We start from the raw sequence: 18,545 nt of genomic DNA, 5'->3' as shown, positions 1-18,545 counted from the left end.
CTCCTCGCCTCATGCCGTCCGCTCCTTGAGCGCGGCCTCGGTGAACACCCGGTACCCCGTGTCGGGCCGGTATCCATGGATCTCGCGCGTGTCGAGGGCCCCCATGTACCGCAGCACCGCCTCGTTGAAGACCTGGCCCGGCACGAGTACGGGGAACCCCGGAGGGTACGGCGTGACGAAGGTGGCCGAGACGACCTCCCGTCCGCTCTCCATGGCCATGGCGACCTCGTCGGCCGTCAGGTACTCGACCTTGCTGTCGTCGTACGCCAGGAAGAACGCCTCGCGAAGGTCGCCCTCCGGGGTGTCGGCGCCGGGCCGGAACGCGGTGTGGAACGCGCTGAAGTCCGGCAGCGTGGCGGACCCGGCCTGGAGGGCGGCGCGCCTGCGCTGGTGCAGGGCGCGCTCACGGGGGCTCATCTCCTCGATGCTCTCCTCGAGTTCCTCGACGATCTTGACGAGGACCTCGATGAGGTAGGCGACGGCGCTGCGCGTGGTGCCGATGGTGGTCATGAACAGCAGCGTGTTGAGCGTGGTCTTGTTGACCTGGACGCCGTAACGGTCCATGAGCTGTTCGTGCTTGAAGGTGTCGCCGTCGATGCCCGTACGGCCGATGTGCAGGGTGGCCCGGGTCGGGTCGAGGACGAACTCGTCGTCCTGCCAGGCCGCCGCCATCTTCGCGAGCCCGGCGGGCAGCGGCTGTTCGGTGCCGGAGGAGCGGAACCGCGCCGGGATGAGCTCGGGGGTGGTGAGGAAGTGCAGGTAGCGGCTGAGCACCGGGTGCTGGTCGATCGCGTCCCGCAGGACGCCCGCCTGCTCCAGCTGCTTCTGCACCAGTTCGAAGCCCTCCAGCTCGGCCTGTCTGCGGCCGAGGTCGAGGGAGGCGAGGATCTGGTAGTTCGGCGACGTCGAGGTGTGCGTCATGTACGCCTCGTGGAACGTCTCGGCCGCCTTGTGCCGGAAGTCCTGGTCGAAGATGTGGATCATCGAGCCCTGGCGCAGGGAGGTCAGGGTCTTGTGCGTCGACTGGGTGGCGTACACCCGGACGCGGACGGCGTCCGGGTCCGGCATCAGACGGGTGCCGAGCAGCGTCTCGTCGTCCGGGTCCTCGCCGAGGCTCTCCCGGTGCTCCGCGTACCGCTCGGCGTAGTGCGCGCCGCGGTAGCGGTCGGTCAGCTCGCGGGCCGCGGCCATGGCGGTGCGGCGGCGGTAGACGGGGTGGAAGCGGGCGAACGCGAACCACGCCTCGTCCCAGAGGAAGGCGAGGTCCGGCTTGAGCGCCAGGCACTCCTCCATCACGCGGGAGGGATTGTAGACGATGCCGTCGAAGGTGCAGTTGGTGAGCAGGAGGAGCTTGACGCGGTCCAGCAGGCCCGCGCGCCGCAGCATCAGCAGCTTCCGCTTGATCTCCTCCAGGGGCACGGCGCCGTACATGCCGTACTGGTCCATGGGATAGGCGTCGAGGTAGACGACGTGGGCGCCGGCGAGCATCAGCCCGTAGTGGTGGGACTTGTGGCAGTTGCGGTCCACCAGCACGATGTCGCCCGGCTTGACCAGGGCCTGGACGACGACTTTGTTGGCGGTGGACGTGCCGTTGGTGACGAAGTACGTCTGGCGGGCGCCGAACGCGCGGGCCGCGAGGTCCTGGGCCTCGCGCAGCGGTCCCGTGGGCTCCAGCAGCGAGTCCAGGCCGCCGGAGGTGGCGGAGGTCTCGGCGAGGAAGATGTTCAGGCCGTAGAAGCGGGCCATCTCCGGGATCCAGTGGGAGGAGACCACCGAGGTGCCGCGGGAGATGGGCAGGGCGTGGAAGACGCCGGTCGGGCGCCGGCTGTGCGCCCGGATGGCGCTGAAGAAGGGGGCGGTGTAGCGCTCGCCGATGCCGTGCAGGATCGACAGGTGCAGCTCCAGGAGACCTTCCCGGGCGTGGAAGACCCGCGCGAAGCCCCGGCCGAGCGTGCCGGCGGTCCGCTCGACGGCGCCTTCGGCCATCAGGTAGAGGTCCAGCTCCGGGCGCAGTTCCAGCAGCCGGGCGCCGAGGGCCTGGGCCCGGTGCTCGAAGCGGTCCTCCTCCGGGACGGCCTCGGCGGCGGTTCCCTCGAAGAACCGCCGCACCACGTGCAGGTCGTGCCGGGACCGGTTGGCGAACCGGCTGCGGATGACGACGGCCTGCAGACTGGAGTTCACCAGCGACGCGATCACCGCGTCCTCGAAGCTGGGGGCGACGACGAGATCGTAGACGAACTCGTCCTCGTCGCGGCGCAGGTGGCGCAGTTCGTCGCGCAGCGCCTGCTCCTGGGCCACGTCGAGGTCCGCGACGACGAGCACCTCGAAGTACGGCTTGGCCGCAGGGTCGTGCACGGTGGGCAGTTCCTCGGCGGCCGGGTCCTCCGGGTGCGCCGGCGCCTGCGCGGCGTCCCGGTAGGTGTCCGTGCCGAGGGCCTGGTTCAGGTCGTCCGTGCGCTCCGCCAGCCGGTGCCGGTCTCCGGCCTCGTGGAGCCGGCGCAGCTCGTCGAGGCCCGCCCGGCCCGGAAAGGCCCAGCAGTTCTCGATCGGCGCCAGCAGCCGGAACATGTCCTCCAGCTGCTCGGTCAGCTCCTTCGCACAGGTGCCGGCGCTCGGGTCGAGGCTCAGTCGACGCGTGAGTTCCGCCAGCGCGCTCCAGGCGTCGGCGCGCAGCTGCCGGACGCTGTTGTACACACCTGCGGTCAGCAAATCGGTGGACCGGGTTGCCGCCTCGGTGGCGGAGTCACCCATCTGTGTTCCCTTCATAGGGGGTTGGCCATACGGGGTTGGCGCGGACGGTTCGGACGGACGGTGAGGGGCGCCGCACGGATCGCCGCGTCTCCTTCGGAGCCCTGCCGGACCGCTGCCGGGGCCCTGCGACCGCTGCCGGACCGCTGCCGGGCCCGGCCGGAGCCCTGCTCGGGCAGGTCCGGGAGGGCGGACGCCTGCCCCGTCGACGGCGACGAGGCCATGGGTCCATGAAGCACCAGGTCAAGGCGCTGGTGCTACGCCTATGGGGCGCAATTCGTCTCGTATCCCAGACGCCCTGCGGCGGGGCGGGACCATGGTTTCGGGACGGACGTACGCTCGCGATATGTCCATGGTCCCCGCCGCCGCACAAGTGCTCGCCGTCCTGCGCTACCTCGCCGCCCAGGCCGGCCCGGTGCCGGCCGCGGCGATCAGCCGCGACGTGGGGCTGCCCCGCTCGACGACCTACCACCTGCTGGACACCCTGGCCCGCGACGGCTTCGTGGTGCACCTGCCCGAGGAACGGCGGTACGGCCTCGGCGTCAGCGCCTTCGAGCTCGGCTCCGGGTACAGCCGCCAGGCGCCGTTCCAGCGGCTGGCGCGGGTCCCGCTGGCGCAGCTCGTGGACCGCACCGGGTACAACGCGCACCTGGCCGTGCTGCACGGCCGTGAGGTGATCTACGTGATCGAGGAGCGGCCGTCGGGACGCGCGCCGCTGGTCACCGAGGTCGGCGTGCGGCTGCCGGCGCACCTCACCGCCAGCGGCCGGGCCGTACTGGCGCGTCTCGCGCAGGCGCAGGTGCGCGCCCTGTTCCCGGACCCCTCGGCGTTCGTCCTGCGCCACGGGCTCGGGCCCACCTCGCTGTCCGCGCTCCGCAACCTCCTCGTGGAGGTACGGCGGCGCGGGTACGCGACGGAGGAGGGCGAGGTGACGCCGGGCTTCTCTTCCGTGGCCGCACCCGTTCTCGACCACAGCGCCCACCCGATCGCGGGTGTGGCGGTCACCTTCCCGGCCGAGGAGGTGGATCCGGAGCGGCAGCAGCGGATCGCCGCGGAAGTGGCCCGTACGGCACGGGAGTTGAGCCGCCGTATCGGAGGCGTCGCCGACGCGCCGCGACGCCCGGGGGACCAGGCTCCGTCGGCGTGAGGCCAGGCCGCAAAGGCTCATAGGCCGGGCCGCGGAGGCCCATCGCGGGCCGCGGAGGCCCGTCTTGCGGAACGCGGAAGCTCATCGCGGGACGCGGAGGCCCACCGCGGGACGCGGAAGCTCATCGCGGGACGCGGAGGCCCACCGCGGGACGCGGAAGCTCATCGCGGGACGCGGAGGCCCGTCTTGCGGAACGCGGAAGCTCATCGCGGGACGCGGAGGCCCGTCTTGCGGAACGCGGAAGCTCATCGTGGGACGCGGAGGCCCACCGCGGGACGCGAAAGCTCATCGGTGGCCGCAGAGGCTCATCGGCGGAGAACGGCCGCGGCCCCGGCGCACCGTGAGCGGTGTGCCGGGGCCGTCGCCGGTTCCCCCGTTCGGGCGGCCTCGAAGAGGCCGGCCCTTACTGCAGCGGGCCGGCCTTGGACTCGGCGGCGGCCAGGGCGCGGCCGGAGGCCACGTACTGGACGGCCTCCTCGATCTCCGGGGCGAGCCAGCGGTCCGTGCCGGGGCCCTCGACGACCTCGCGCAGACCGTCGCGCACCGCGGCGGTGGCCGGGGCCGGCGTCAGCGGGGCGCGCATGTCCAGGGCGCGGGCGGCGGTGTACAGCTCCACGGCGATGACGCGGGTGAGCCCGTCGAGGGCGCGGCGCAGCTTGCGGGCGGCGGACCAGCCCATCGACACGTGGTCCTCCTGCATGGCGCTGGAGGGGATCGAGTCGACGGAGGCCGGGGCGGCAAGGCGCTTGAGCTCCGAGACGATCGCGGCCTGGGTGTACTGGGCGATCATGTGGCCGGAGTCGACGCCCGGGTCGTCGGCGAGGAACGCGTTCAGGCCGTGGTTGCGGGCCACGTCCAGGAAGCGGTCCGTGCGGCGCTCGGCGACGGAGGCGATGTCGGCGACCGAGATGGCCAGGAAGTCCAGGACGCAGGCCACGGGCGCGCCGTGGAAGTTGCCGTTGGACTCCACGCGGCCGTCGAGCGTGACGACCGGGTTGTCGACCGCGCTGGCCAGCTCGCGGGAGGCGACCAGCTCGGCGTGGGCGAGGGTGTCACGGGCGGCGCCGTGGACCTGCGGGGAGCAGCGCAGCGAGTACGCGTCCTGGACGCGGGTGCACTCGGGGCCGCGGTGGCTGGCGACGATGCCCGAACCGGCGAGCAGCGCGGTCAGGTTGGCGGCGCTGCTGGCCTGGCCCGGGTGCGGGCGCAGGGCCTGGAGGTCGGCGGCGAAGACGGCGTCGGTGCCGAGCTGGCCCTCGACGCTCATGGCCGCGGAGATGTCGGCGGTGCGCAGCAGCTGACGCAGGTCGTGGCAGGCGAGGACGAGCATGCCGAGCATGCCGTCGGTGCCGTTGATGAGGGCCAGGCCCTCCTTCTCGTGCAGGACGACCGGGGTGATGCCGGCGGCGGCGAGCGCCTCGGCGGCCGGCTTGAGCTCGCCCTGGGCGTCGCGGACCCGGCCCTCGCCCATGATCGCGAGCGCGCAGTGCGCGAGGGGGGCCAGGTCGCCGGAGCAGCCGAGGGAGCCGTACTCGTGCACGACCGGGGTGATCCCGGCGTTGAGGAGGTCGGCGTAGGCCTGGGCGGTCTCGACGCGGACGCCGGTGCGGCCGGTGGCGAGGGTGGACAGGCGCAACAGCATCAGCGCGCGGATGACCTCGCGCTCGACCTCGGGGCCGGAACCGGCGGCGTGCGAACGCACCAGGCTGCGCTGGAGCTGGGCGCGCAGTTCGGTGGGGATGTGGCGCGTGGCCAGGGCACCGAAGCCGGTGGAGACACCGTAGTGCGGCACCACGTCGTCGGCCAGACCCTCGATCACCTCGCGGCTGCGAGCGATCTCCTTGAGGGCCTCCTCCGCGAGGACCACGGGCGCGCCGTGACGGGCGACGGAAACAACGTCGTCGGCGGAAAGGGGGCCGACATTCACAACAACAGTCATAAGACGATGAAGCCCCATGTCAGACCAGGTACGCGAGATGCTGGCGGCACTCCTTGTCTGGGATCCCAGACATTCGGCTCCGGGCCGTACGAGGACGCCGTACGGGAACGCCGATGGGGTCCGTCCGGCCGGACGGACCCCATCGGCGTTCCCGGGTGGTGCGCACTCGCCCCTGTGCGACTACCCCTGAGCTGCGGGTACGGGCTTCTCGGCGGCCTGCTCGGAGGCCTTCTGGGAGGCCTCGGCGAGGCCGGCGCGGGCGCCGCGCGGGCGGGCCCACAGGACGTACACGCCCGACAGGAGGGCCAGCCAGACGGCGCCGACGATCAGCGCGACACGGGTGCTGTCGGAGAAGGCGAGCAGCACCAGCACGCCGACCATGAAGGCGATGGCGACGATCTGGCCGTAGGGCCAGAACGGGGCGGGGTACTTGAGTGCGGCCTGCTCCTCGGGGGACATCTTGCGGCGGGCGGCGACCTGCGCCAGCAGGATCATCATCCAGACCCAGACCGTGGCGAACGTCGCGATCGAGGCGATGATGACGAAGACGTTCTCGGGCATCAGGTAGTTCAGCAGGACGCCGAGCAGCAGCGCGCCCATCATGATCACCACGGGCGGCCACGGCGCACCGTTGCGGGAGACCCGGCGCAGGGCGGCGGGAGCCTGGCCGCGCTCGGCCATGCCGTACATGATGCGTCCGGCGGCGAAGATGTCGCTGTTGATCGCGGACAGGGCCGCGGTGATGACGACCAGGTTCAGCACGGTCGCGGCGGACTTGATGCCGAGGCCGACGAAGATCTGGACGAACGGGCTGCCCGCGGAGTCGACGTTCTGCCAGGGGTTGAGCGACATGATCACCGCGATGGTCAGCACGTAGAACAGCACGATGCGCAGGGGGATCGTGTTGACCGCGCTCGGGATCGTCTTCTCGGGGTCCTGGGCCTCTCCGGCGGTGACGCCGATGATCTCGGTGCCGCCGAAGGCGAACATCACGACGGCGAGGGACATGATCACGCCGTGGGCTCCGTGCGGGAAGAACCCGCCGTTGCTCCAGAGGTTCGACACCCCGACGTGGGCGCCGCCGGTCTGGATGCCGAGGACGAGGATCGCCACACCGGCGATGATCATCGCGATGATGGCGACGACCTTCACGAGGGAGAGCCAGAACTCCAGCTCACCGAAGACCTTGACGCTGAACAGGTTCATCACGCCGACGACGCAGACGACCGCCAGCACCCAGATCCAGCGCGGTACGCCGGGGAACCAGAAGCCCATGTACACACCGAAGGCGGTGACGTCGGCGAGACAGACGATGACCAGCTCGAAGGCGTACGTCCATCCGGTCGCGAACCCGGCCAGCCGACCGAGATACTTGGTGGCGTACTCGCCGAACGATCCCGCGCACGGATCGCTCACGGCCATCTCACCCAGGGACCGCAGCACCAGGAAGACGGCCGCTCCGCCGACCAGATAGGCCAGGAGGACCGCGGGACCGGCAGCCTTGATGGATTCGGAGGATCCGTAGAAGAGCCCCGTCCCGATCGCTGAGCCCAGCGCCAGGAAGCGGATGTGCCGGGACTTGAGTCCCCTGGTCAAGGTCGTCGCCGTGTCCTTGGTCAACGTAGTGCCCTCCTTGGGGCCGGGGAGGTCCCGGACGGGTGGGAAGTGGGTAGGGGCGCCCCCCGGCGGCGACGGCCGTCGCCGCGCCCACAGTACGAACGAAGGCCTTGTATATTCCTGTATATACAGGCCCGTCAATAGGTGGACCAATGAACGAACACGAGACGACATCGAGCAGCACGTCTCCCGCGGTCGGGCGCGCGCTGGACATCCTGCTGCACCTCGCGACCCGTTCGGGCCCCGTACAGGCGGGCGCGCTGGCCCGGGACCTCGGCATCCCGCGATCGTCCGTGTACCACATCCTCTCGGTGCTGGTCGACCGGGGATTTGTCACCTACGTCCCGAAGGAACAGGCGTACGGACTCGGTGTCTCCTCCTTCGAGATCGGCTCCGCCTACCTGCGGCACGAACCGCTGGAGCGGCTCGCGCGCCCGATCCTGCGCAGCGTGGCCGGCCGGCTCGGCCAGACGGTCCACCTGGGCATCCTGTACGGCGCGGAGACGGTCTACCTCCTCAAGGAGCGTCCGCCCACGGGGCAGGGGGCCGACGTCGACGTCGCCCTCGTCACCGACATCGGCGTCCGGCTGCCGGCGCACCTGACGGCCAGCGGCCGTTCGATCCTCGCCCATTCCGGCGAGGCGCAACTGCGGGCCCTCTTCCCGCGGCCAGGCTCCCTCGTCACCCGCACCGGCAAGGGTCCGCGCTCCCTGTCCGAACTGCGCACCCTGCTGGAACGGGACCGGGAGCGGGGCTGGTCGGAGGAGATCGAGCTGGTCTCCGAGGGGCTGCGCTCGATCGGCGTGGCCGCCTTCGACCACAACGAGCGTCCCGTGGCCGCGCTCAGCAGCACATGGAGCCGGCACTACAGCCGCCACGACGCGGACCATGTGCGGGAGGTCCTGCAGCAGGGGGCGGCCCGGCTGACCACCGCCGTCTCCGGCCGCGCCCCGTCGAGCCCGGCGGGCAGCCGGGCCGCCAAGAACCCGGCGCCCGGAGACGGCGGAACGTCCACACCCGTGACATGACACTCGCGCCGCTGCCGCAGGGCTCTTCGTGGGGCGTGGGGCGTGGGGCTCGCGGGTCGCGGTCGCGGTCAGTGGGTGTCGAAGGTGCCTTCGAGGCGGTAGCGGGAGCCGGGGTGCAGCAGGCGCGCGATGCTCACGAGCGCGCTCTGCGACCAGGTGCGGCGCTGGATGAGCAGGCACGGCTCCGACGCCTCGATGCCGAGGACCGCGCACTCCTCCACCGACGGAAGCACCGCCTCCACGATGTGCTCCCCCTTGCCCAGCGGGGCGACCTCGGACAGGAACGTGAACGGCGTGCGCAGGGTGAAGTCCTGCTCCAGGTAGCCGGGGGCGAAGTCCGGGTTGACGTACCGGTCCTCCAGCTGGATCGCCACGTCGTCCTCGTAGTGCACCACCCGGGACCGGAAGACGGTCTGCCGCTCGCCGAGGCCGAGCTGCCCGCGCACCTTCGGCTCCGCCTCCTCCTCGCACAGCGCGAGCACCCTGGCGTGATAGCGGTGCCCGCGGTGGCGGACCTCGTCGGCGATGTTGTGCACCTCGACCAGGCCGGAACTGCCCTTGTTCAGGGCCACGAACGTACCCACGCCCATGACGCGCCGCAGCAGGCCCTGCGCGGTCAGCTCACGCAGCGCACGGTTGATCGTCATGCGGGACAGGCCGAGCGACTCGACGAACTGGCTCTCCGACGGCAGGGCGTCGCCCTGGCGCCAGCGACCGCTGGTGATCTGCTCGGTCACGAGGTCCTTCACCCGCTGGTACGCGGGAGCGGACACCGCGGTCCGCTCCTCGTACAGCCGGGTGAGGTCCGCACCCCTCACGACCACGCCGTTCACCATCCTCGCCACCCTCGCTCCCCCCCGCCCGCCGAACGGGCTCTCGTCGGAAAAATTCTAAGGGAGACGCCTTCCGCGGGATCTGCCCAGCCGGATCCGAACCATGTCCCGGGGCCCCCGCAGCCGGACCGGAGCCCATGTCCCGGGGTCCGCGCACCCGGATCCGAGCCCACGTCCCGGGGTCCCCGCACCCCATGTCCCGGGGCCCGCGCAGCCCGTTTCGCCGATCCGGTTTCTCGGATCCGAGAAATCCGGGCGAACCTGCTCGCCCCTCTTGCGCCCGTCGCGTGTCATGGGTGCACGGAACAAGGTTCGACACCCCCATTCGGTTCGACATCCCCCTCCAGGAGGCATCAGCATGGCCGGCGTTTCCCCTGAGCCCCGCAGCATCCGCGCCCCCCGCGGCACCGACCTGAACTGCCTCGGCTGGCAGCAGGAGGGCGCCCTGCGCATGCTCATGAACAACCTCGACGCCGAGGTCGCCGAGCACCCGGAGGAGCTGGTCGTCTACGGCGGCACCGGCAAGGCCGCCCGTAACTGGGCCTCCTACGACGCCATCGTGCGCACCCTGAAGACGCTGAAGAACGACGAGACCCTCCTCGTCCAGTCCGGCAAGCCGGTCGGCGTCATGCGCACCCACGAGTGGGCGCCGCGTGTCCTCCTCGCCAACTCCAACCTGGTCGGCGACTGGGCGAACTGGGAGGAGTTCCGGTCCCTGGAGGCTCAGGGCCTGACCATGTACGGCCAGATGACCGCCGGTTCCTGGATCTACATCGGCAGCCAGGGCATCCTGCAGGGCACGTACGAGACCTTCGGCGCCGTCGCCCGCAAGAAGTTCAACGGCACGCTCGCCGGCACCATCACCCTCACCGCCGGTGTCGGCGGCATGGGTGGCGCCCAGCCGCTCGCCGTGACGATGAACGACGGTGTCGCCATCTGTGTCGACGTCGACCGCACCCGCATCGAGCGCCGCATCGCCCACCGCTACCTCGACGTCGCGGCGGACAACCTGGAGCACGCGCTCCAGCTCGCCGTCGAGGCCCGGGACGCCCGCAAGCCGCTGTCCATCGGCCTGGAGGGCAACGCCGCGGAGATCTTCCCGCAGCTGCTGGAGATGGACGCGCCCATCGACATCGTGACCGACCAGACCTCGGCGCACGACCCGCTGTCCTACCTCCCCGTCGGCGTGAGCATGGAGGAGTGGCACGAGCAGGCCCGCAAGGATCCGGCCGACTTCACCGAGCGCTCCCGCAAGTCCATGGCCAAGCACGTCGAGGCCATGGTCGGCTTCCTCGACAAGGGCGCCGAGGTCTTCGACTACGGCAACTCGATCCGCGACGAGGCCCGCAAGGCCGGCTACCAGCGCGCGTTCGACTTCCCCGGCTTCGTCCCGGCGCACATCCGCCCGCTGTTCGAGGAGGGCCTCGGCCCGTTCCGCTGGGCCGCCCTGTCCGGCGACCCCAAGGACATCGAGGCCACGGACAAGGCCATCATGGAGCTGTTCCCGGAGAACGAGCACCTGCACCGCTGGATCAAGATGGCCGGCGAGCGCGTGGCCTTCGAGGGCCTGCCCGCCCGCATCTGCTGGCTCGGCTACGGCGAGCGTCACCTCGCCGGCCTGAAGTTCAACGAGATGGTCGCCTCCGGCGAGCTGTCCGCCCCGATCGCCATCGGCCGTGACCACCTGGACTCCGGCTCTGTCGCCTCGCCGTACCGCGAGACCGAGTCGATGCTCGACGGTTCGGACGCCATCGCCGACTGGCCGCTGCTCAACGCCCTGGTGAACACCTCCTCCGGCGCGTCCTGGGTCTCCATCCACCACGGTGGCGGCGTCGGCATGGGCCGCTCGATCCACGCCGGCCAGGTCTGCATCGCCGACGGCACCGAGCTGGCCGCCGAGAAGCTCTCCCGCGTGCTGACCAACGACCCCGGCATGGGTGTCATCCGTCACGTGGACGCCGGGTACGAGTACGCGACCTCCGTGGCCGAGCAGCGCGGCGTGCGTGTCCCGATGGCGGAGAACGCCGCGGAATGAGCGCGATGAGCACGGACGACACCGTCACGAAGGCGGCGGACGTGGCGCCCGAGCCCTGGACGGGCCGGGACGACGGTCCCGGCGCCGACAACCTGCGCTGGCACCACGTCGTCGGTCTCGACCCCGAGGACGCCGAGCCGGGGGACGTCGCGTTCGTCGGCTTCCGCAGTGACGAGGGAGTCCGGCGCAACAAGGGCCGTCAGGGGGCGGCGGGCGGCCCACGCGCACTGCGCGGCGCCCTCGCCTCGATGGCCCTGCCGACGCCGGTGCACGCGCTGGACATCGGTGACGTCGAGGTGGCGGACGGCGAACTGGAGCTGGGGCAGCACCGCCTGGGCCAGGTCCTCGCCCCGCTCGTCGACCGGGGCCACCGTGTGGTGGTCCTGGGCGGCGGCCACGAGGTGGCCTACGGCAGCTACCTGGGCCTGGCCGGCACCCGCGCGCTGCGCGACGGCGCACGTCTCGGGGTGCTGAACCTCGACGCGCACTTCGATCTGCGCGACGACGTCCGGCCCAGCTCCGGTACGCCGTTCCTGCAGATGGCGCAGGGCGAGGAGCAGCGCGGGCAGGAGCTGAACTACTGGGTGCTCGGGGTGAGTCAGCCGAGCAACACCACCCGGCTGTTCCACACCGCGGACAAGCTCGGGGTGCGCTACCTGCTGGACACCGAGTGCGGTCTGCTGGACCTGCCGCGCGTGGACGCGTTCCTCGACGAGTTCCTCGCGAGCTGCGACATCGTGCACCTCAGCATCGACCTGGACCTGCTCCCGGCCGCCGTGGCGCCCGGTGTCAGCGCGCCGGCCGCCTACGGGGTGCCGATGGAGGTGGTCGAGCACGTCTGCGCCACGGTCGCGGCGAGCGGGAAGCTCGCCGTGGTCGATGTCGCCGAACTCAACCCGGACCTCGACATCGACAACCGCACGGCGCGCGCAGGCGCCCGGCTGATCCACCGCATCCTGACCTCCAGGACGGCACCGCTCAGCCAGGGCTGACCCACGACGGGACGCCCTCCCGTCCCCACCGAGCCGGTCGCCAGGCTGTGTGAGCAAGGACAGCCGCAGCCTGGCGACCTCGAACCAGGGCAACACAAGGGGCGGCACGGACCACAACTCCGTACCGCCCCTTCGACGCGCGCCGGTTACGGGGGGGCGCTGTCCAGGTGCCGGTGCGGGACGCCACGTGCCGGTCCGGGGAGGCCAAGTGCCGGTGCGCGGGGGAGCCAGGTGCCGGTGCAGGGAGGCCAAGTGCCCGTACTGGGAGGCCAAGTGCCCGTACTGGGAGGCCAAGTGCCCGTGCCAGCAGACCTCGTGCCGGTACCGGGAGACCATGCGCCCCTGCTGGGACGGCAGGTTCCGGTGCAGGGACGCCAAGTACCGTTGCCGGGGCGCCATATGCCGGTGCGGGAAGACCATGCGCCCGTGCCGGAGGCCAAGTGCCGGTGCCGGGAAACCATATGCCGGTGCGGGGAGACCATGCGCTCGTGCCGGGAGGCCATGTGCCGGTGTCGGACACCATGTTCCAGCGCCGGAAAGACCATGCGCCCCTGCCGGGAGGCCAAGTACCGGTGCGCGAACTTCAGTTGCCGTCAGGTCGCGGCAGTGTCGGTCCCACGGTCCATCCTCCGTCGACGGCCAGTTCCGCGCCGGTGACGTAGGAGGCGGCGTCGGAGAGCAGGAAGGCGACGGCTTCCGCGATCTCGGGAGGTTCGCCGACCCGGCCCATGGGGGTGTTCGGGTACTTGCCCTCGCCCTGTTCGATGCCGACGTGGGCGGTCATCGGGGTGTAGATCATGCCGGGGTGCACGGAGTTGACGCGGATCCGTGCGGCGCCCAGCTCCACGGCGCCGAGCTTGGTGAGCCCGCGCACGCCCCACTTGGCGGCGCCGTAGCCGGCGGTCTTCGCGAGGCCCATCAGTCCGGCCGCCGAGGAGATGTTGACGATCGAGCCGCCACCGCGTTCCCTCATCAGCGGGATCACCGTGCGCATGCCGAGGAAGACGCTGGTGAGGTCGATGTCGATCACGCGCCGGAAGTCGTCGGCCGTCTGCTCTTCGAGCAGGTGTGAACCGCCGGAGATTCCCGCGTTGTTGACGAGGCCGTCGACGCCGCCGAACTCGGCGACCGCGTAGGCGGCCACGCGCCGCCAGTCCTCCTCGGAGGTGACGTCGTGCCGGACGAACCGGGCGGCGTCCCCGAGCTTCCCGGCACTGGCGCGGCCCTCGTCCTCCAGCAGATCGGTGAGCACCACGCGGGCGCCGGCCTCGACGGCCCGCCGGGCGGCCTCCGCGCCGAGCCCACGCGCTCCCCCGGTGACGAGCACCGTCTTGCCCGAAAGATCCGTCATCGAAGGTCCTCTCCTCGCGGTGCCGCGTGCGGCGTGCGGCGTGCGGCGGCGGAGTGAGGACCGTACGTCCCCCGGGCCCGGTCGCCGAACCGCGTTCTCCCGCTGAGCGGGAGCGGCATCGTCCGCCCGCTCGCGCGCCCTCGGCGTGTCCTTCCCTCTCCCAGGTATTCCTGCTAGAAGTATTTCGATCCGAAATACCAGAGGAGTCCCGCCGTGAAGTTTTCGATGATCTTCGAGGCGCAGATCGCCGACCCCACTCCCGAGCGAGAGCGCCGGCTCTTCCATGACTGCGTCGAACAGGCCGTCCTCGCCGAGCAGATGGGCTTCGACCGGGTCTGGGCGGTCGAGCACCACGCGCTGACGCAGTACGCACACATGAGCGCGTCCGAGATCTTCCTGACCTGGGTGGCGGCGCGCACGGAGCGCATCCGCATCGGCCACGGCGTGGTCACCATGCCGTTCGGCTACCAGCACCCGGTGCGGGTGGCCGAGCGCGCCGCCATGCTCGACGTCCTCTCCGGCGGCCGGGTCGACATCGGCGCCGGCCGGGGCGCGACCAGGCAGGAGATGTCCATGTACGGGGTGAACCCCGAGGACACCTACCCGCAGATGGAGGAGGCGCTGCGGATCTTCAGCAACGCCTGGCGCGAGGAGCGGTTCGAGTGGCACGGGTCGATCGACATCGGCCCCGGCGCCATCCTGCCCCGTCCCGTCCAGGACCCGCACCCGCCGCTGTTCATGGCGTGCAGCAAGCACGACACCCTCAAGCTCGCCGCCGAACTGGGCATCGGCGCCCTGGTGCTGGGCTTCGCCGGCGCCGACGACGTGCGCGAGATGCGCAAGATCTACGACGAGGCCATCGCCACCCGCACCGGCGACCGCCTCGTCTCCACCGAGGTCAACGACCATTTCTCCGCGCTGTGTCCGACGATCGTGCTGGACGACGCCGACGCGGCGTACCGGATCGGCACGCGCGGCCAGCGGTTCTTCGCCGAGTCCATCGCGCACTGGTACGGCAACGGCCCGGCGCCGACCGGTTACAGCGAGGACATCGAGGCGGCGGACCACGTCGCCGCCATGGAGCAGGACCGCGACGCCCTGGTCGCCAAGCTGCACGAGGCGAAGGTCCCCGTCCGGCCCGCCGACACCGGCCAGTTCAACGCCAAGCACGCCTACGGCTCGGCCGAGACCGCCATCGCCTACGTCGAGCAGCTGCGTGAGATAGGCGTCGACGAGGTCATGTGCCTGATCCAGATGGGCACCGTGCCGCAGGAGGCGTGCCTGGAGACCATCCGCCAGTGGGGCGAGACGGTCATCCCGCACTTCCGCGCGCTCGAAGGCGAGGCCGTGTGATGAGCGGGCGGCTCGACGGCAGGACCGTCGTCGTCACGGGTGCGGGACGCGGCCAAGGCGCCGCCGAGGCACGGCTGTTCGCGGAGCACGGCGCCCGCGTGGTGCTCACGGACGTACGGGAGGAGGAGGGCCGCGCGGTCGCCGGGGAACTGGGCGACCAGGGCTTGTTCGTCACCCACGACGTGACGGACGCGGCGGGCTGGCAGCAGGTGGTCCGGGCGGGGCTCGACGCGTTCGGCCGGATCGACGCGCTGGTCAACAACGCGGCGCTGTGGCGCACCGCCCCCATCGAGGAGGAGACCGAGGACAACTTGCAGCGGCTGCTGCGGGTGAACCTGGTCGGCCCGTTCCTCGGCATCCAGGCCGTCGTCCCGGCCATGCGCGCAGGCGGCGACGGCGGGTCGATCGTCAACATCTCCTCCACCGCCGGTCTGGTCGGCATCGTCGGCCACGCCTCCTACGGCGCGACGAAGTTCGGTCTGCGCGGACTCACCAAGTCCGCGGCCCTGGACCTGGCCCGGCACCGCATCCGGGTCAACTCCGTGCACCCGGGCATGGTCGACACCCCGATGATCGCGGGCGCGCTCGGCGGGGACGTCGGGGAACGCGAGTGGCCGAACGTGCCGCTGCACCGGGCGGGCCGCCCGGAGGAGGTCGCCGAGCTGGTGCTGTATCTGGTGTCGGACGCGTCGTCGTACGTCACCGGCGCCGAGTTCGCCATCGACGGCGGGCTGACCGCGCAGTGAACGACCCCCTCACCTCACATGCCCGAAAGCTCGCCGACGCCATGTCGGCGGGCTTCCCCGATCCCGCCCTCGGCCCGATCGAGCCGGCCGTGATCCGCGAGGCCGCCGCGGCCGGTGCGCAGGCACGGCCGCGGCGTGAACTGCCCCGCGTGCACGACCGGTCCGTACCCGGCCCGTCGGGCGCGCCCGACGTTCCCGTGCGGATCTACGAACCGGTGGCGGATCCGGGGGCGCCGCCGCCCGTGGTGGTCTTCTTCCACGGCGGCGGCTGGGTCCTGTGCGGTCTCGACACCCATGACGGCCTCTGCCGCGAACTGGCCTTCCTCACGGGCGCGGTGGTGGTCTCGGTGGACTACCGCCTCGCTCCCGAGCACCGCTTCCCGTCGGCCGCCGAGGACGCGTACGCGGTCCTCTCCTGGGTGTCCGCGCACGCGCCCCGGCTGGGCTGGGACCCCGGCCGCCTCGCCGTCGCGGGCGACAGCAGCGGGGGCAACCTCGCGGCGGCCGTGACCCTGATGGCACGCGACCGCGGCGGACCGGGCATCGCGGCGCAGTTGCTGGCGTACCCGGTCCTGGACCACCGCATGGAGACCGGCTCGTACACGACGTACGCGCGGGGCTTCTTCCATACGACGGCCCACATGCGCTGGTACTGGGAGCAGTACCTGGGCGCGGCGGGGGACGGCGCGCATCCGTACGCCTCCCCCGGCCTCGCCCCCGATCTGGCCGGTCTGCCGCCGGCGGTCGTCCTGCTGCCCGAATGCGATCCGCTGCGCGACGACGCGCTGGCCTACGCCCAGCGCCTGGAGGCGGCCGGCGCCGCGCCCCGCGTGCGCGTGTGGCCCGGCATGTTCCACGGCTTCCTGGGTCTGTGCGGAGTGCTGCCGGAGGCCGGAGAGGCGCTCACCGACGCGGCCCACGCGCTGCGCGACGTCCTCGCGGCGGGCGCCGGACGGTCGTGAACGCGAAGCGCCCGCCGCGCGGCGGGCGCTTCGCACGACGGGGTCTCACGCGCGTGCGCTGTTCACGCCCTCCGCGATGTGGTTGACGGCGAGCCAGCTGAAGGTCATGGCGGGGCCGATGGTCGCGCCGGGTCCCGGGTAGGTCTCGCCCATCACCGCGGCGGAGACGTTGCCGGAGGCGTACAGGCCCTCGATCACCGTGCCGTCCTCCCGCAGCACCCGCGCGGTGTCGTCGGTGACCAGGCCGCCCTTGGTGCCGATGTCGCCGGGGTGGACCGGGACGGCGTAGAACGGGGCCTTGTCGAGCGGCGCCAGGTTGGGATTGGGCAGCGTCGGGTCGCCGTAGTAGCGGTCGTAGACGCTCTCGCCGCGCCGGAAGTCCTCGTCGTGGCCGACGCGGGCGAAGCCGTTGAAGCGGTCGAGGGTGGCGCGCAGTCCTGTCGCGGGCATACCGGTCTGCCGGGCGAGGTCCTCGAAGGTGGCGGCCTTCTTGACGAAGCCGCTCTCCAGCCACGCCTTGGGGAACGGCTGCCCCGGGAACAGGCCGAGGAACAGGTAGCGCGCCTTGGAGGTGGCGTCGAGGATCAGCCAGGACGGCACCGCGGACGCGTCGGGCCGGTCGGCCGCGTACATCGCGTCGACGAACTCGTGGTACGGCGCGGCCTCGTTGCCGTAGCGCTCGCCCGCCTGGTTGACGATCACCATGCCGGGGATGCCGCGGTCGGCGACGAGGAAGAACGGCCTGCCGTCGGGCGCGATCACCGATGGCGCGCCCCACACCCGGTCCATCAGGTCGAGGCCGGCGCCGAGCTCGATGGCGGGTTCCAGGGCGTCGCCGGTCTGGCCCTCGGGGGTGTTGGTCCACTCCGTGGAGGTCGGCGACGGCAGGTACTTCTCCCGCAGTTCCTGGTTGCGTGAGAAACCTCCGGAGGCGATGACCACGCCGCCGGTCGCGCGGACGGCGAGGTCCCGGCCGTCCTTGGTGATCCGGATCCCGGCGACCCGTCCGTCCTCCTCGACCAGGCCCGTCAGCGGGGCGGACAGCCACAGTTCGCCGCCGAGCCGGTCCAGCGACTGCCGCATCCGGGCGATCAGCGCCTCGCCGAGGGAGAGGAGCTTGCGCCGCGTGAGCAGGGCGCCCACCGCGCGGGCGCCGACCCTCATCGAGGTCTTCTTGCCGCCCCAGGTGCGTCCGACCATGTTGAGCTGGCGGAAGTCCTTGGAGGTGATGGTGAGCCCGAAGGTGGGCAGCCCGGCCCGGCGCATGGCCGCCCGCTGCTCGGGCGGGAGCTGGTTGAAGTCGAAGATCTGCGGTTCGACGGACCGGCCCTGCGGGTAGCCGCCGAGCCGCTCCGGGTAGTAGTCGGAGTAGCCGGGGGTGTAGACGAACGTCACGGACGTGTGGTCGTGGAACTCCCGTACCATCCGCGGCCCGTGTGTGACGTAGGCGTCCTTGCGGGCGGCGGGGACCCGGTCGCCGACGGTGGCGTCGAGGTAGGCGCGGGCCTTCTCGGGGGTGTCGCCGAGGCCGGCGTCGTCCAGGTGGAAGTTGTTCGGCACCCAGATCGCGCCGCCGGACAGTGCGGTCGCGCCGCCGAAGCGGTCGGTCTTCTCCACCACGAGGGCGGTCAGTCCGCGCAGCCGGGCGGTGATGGCCGCGGCCATCCCGGCGGCGCCGGAACCGACCACCACCACGTCGTACGTGTGGTCCCAGTCGGTGCTCATGCGGTTGTACGGTCCTCTCCTGTAGAGGGGTGGGGCAGCGGGGCTCGCGGGGGGCGAGCCGGGTTCGGG

Annotated in this window: 13 protein-coding genes; 7 read left to right on the top strand and 6 right to left on the bottom strand. The window is 71.6% G+C overall.

Annotated features, from left to right (window positions below):
• Positions 1-9: 9 nt before the first annotated feature.
• Positions 10-2,751, bottom strand: a complete 2,742-nt coding sequence (locus ACGFYV_RS23130; RefSeq protein WP_393880325.1) for an aminotransferase class I/II-fold pyridoxal phosphate-dependent enzyme — start codon at positions 2,749-2,751, stop codon at positions 10-12.
• 343 nt (positions 2,752-3,094) lie between these two features.
• Here ACGFYV_RS23130 and ACGFYV_RS23125 point away from each other — a divergent pair, with 343 nt between their 5' ends.
• Entirely contained in the window at positions 3,095-3,895 is an 801-nt protein-coding gene (locus ACGFYV_RS23125) for an IclR family transcriptional regulator (protein ID WP_393880324.1), read from the top strand.
• 403 nt (positions 3,896-4,298) lie between these two features.
• Here ACGFYV_RS23125 and hutH read toward each other — a convergent pair whose 3' ends face one another.
• Together hutH and ACGFYV_RS23115 are read right to left on the bottom strand one after the other, a co-directional pair.
• A complete protein-coding gene (hutH, locus tag ACGFYV_RS23120) occupies positions 4,299-5,834 on the bottom strand; it encodes a histidine ammonia-lyase (protein ID WP_393880323.1) in 1,536 nt (511 codons plus the stop codon).
• 180 nt (positions 5,835-6,014) lie between these two features.
• Positions 6,015-7,454: an amino acid permease gene (locus ACGFYV_RS23115; protein WP_393880322.1), complete on the bottom strand. Its 1,440-nt coding sequence runs from the start codon at positions 7,452-7,454 to the stop codon at positions 6,015-6,017.
• 149 nt (positions 7,455-7,603) lie between these two features.
• On the opposite strand from ACGFYV_RS23115, the gene ACGFYV_RS23110 reads away from it, so the two are divergent.
• Positions 7,604-8,479: an IclR family transcriptional regulator gene (locus ACGFYV_RS23110; RefSeq protein WP_393880321.1), complete on the top strand. Its 876-nt coding sequence runs from the start codon at positions 7,604-7,606 to the stop codon at positions 8,477-8,479.
• A gap of 68 nt (positions 8,480-8,547) precedes the next feature.
• Here ACGFYV_RS23110 and hutC read toward each other — a convergent pair whose 3' ends face one another.
• On the bottom strand, positions 8,548-9,315 hold the full coding sequence (gene hutC, locus ACGFYV_RS23105) for a histidine utilization repressor (RefSeq protein WP_393880397.1): 768 nt from the start codon (positions 9,313-9,315) through the stop codon (positions 8,548-8,550).
• A 355-nt stretch (positions 9,316-9,670) separates the two neighbouring features.
• Here hutC and hutU point away from each other — a divergent pair, with 355 nt between their 5' ends.
• Entirely contained in the window at positions 9,671-11,347 is a 1,677-nt protein-coding gene (gene hutU / locus ACGFYV_RS23100; RefSeq protein ID WP_393880320.1) for a urocanate hydratase, read from the top strand.
• 5 nt (positions 11,348-11,352) lie between these two features.
• Positions 11,353-12,339, top strand: a complete 987-nt coding sequence (hutG, locus tag ACGFYV_RS23095; RefSeq protein WP_393880319.1) for a formimidoylglutamase — start codon at positions 11,353-11,355, stop codon at positions 12,337-12,339.
• 583 nt (positions 12,340-12,922) lie between these two features.
• Here the strand turns inward: hutG and ACGFYV_RS23090 are convergent.
• Entirely contained in the window at positions 12,923-13,690 is a 768-nt protein-coding gene (locus tag ACGFYV_RS23090; RefSeq protein ID WP_393880318.1) for a glucose 1-dehydrogenase, read from the bottom strand.
• A 213-nt stretch (positions 13,691-13,903) separates the two neighbouring features.
• On the opposite strand from ACGFYV_RS23090, the gene ACGFYV_RS23085 reads away from it, so the two are divergent.
• Genes ACGFYV_RS23085 through ACGFYV_RS23075 form a run of 3 tightly spaced genes read left to right on the top strand, consistent with a single transcriptional unit; the run spans position 13,904 to position 16,751 of the window.
• Positions 13,904-15,043, top strand: a complete 1,140-nt coding sequence (locus tag ACGFYV_RS23085) for an LLM class flavin-dependent oxidoreductase (RefSeq protein WP_393880317.1) — start codon at positions 13,904-13,906, stop codon at positions 15,041-15,043.
• Complete coding sequence (locus ACGFYV_RS23080) at positions 15,043-15,789, top strand: glucose 1-dehydrogenase (protein WP_393880316.1); 747 nt, start codon at positions 15,043-15,045, stop codon at positions 15,787-15,789. Before ACGFYV_RS23085 ends, ACGFYV_RS23080 begins: the two co-directional genes overlap by 1 nt.
• Positions 15,786-16,751 carry an alpha/beta hydrolase gene (locus ACGFYV_RS23075; RefSeq protein WP_393880315.1) on the top strand — a complete coding sequence of 322 codons (966 nt, stop codon included), beginning with the start codon at positions 15,786-15,788 and terminating at the stop codon, positions 16,749-16,751. Before ACGFYV_RS23080 ends, ACGFYV_RS23075 begins: the two co-directional genes overlap by 4 nt.
• A 45-nt stretch (positions 16,752-16,796) precedes the next feature.
• Here ACGFYV_RS23075 and ACGFYV_RS23070 read toward each other — a convergent pair whose 3' ends face one another.
• Positions 16,797-18,476 carry an FAD-dependent oxidoreductase gene (locus ACGFYV_RS23070; RefSeq protein WP_393880314.1) on the bottom strand — a complete coding sequence of 560 codons (1,680 nt, stop codon included), beginning with the start codon at positions 18,474-18,476 and terminating at the stop codon, positions 16,797-16,799.
• Positions 18,477-18,545: the final 69 nt, after the last annotated feature.

The organism is Streptomyces sp. NPDC048297, from assembly GCF_043201585.1.
In the GTDB taxonomy this organism is placed as follows: domain Bacteria; phylum Actinomycetota; class Actinomycetes; order Streptomycetales; family Streptomycetaceae; genus Streptomyces.
Note: the sequence above shows the minus strand (reverse complement) of the source record. Positions and strands in the feature narration are given on the sequence as shown.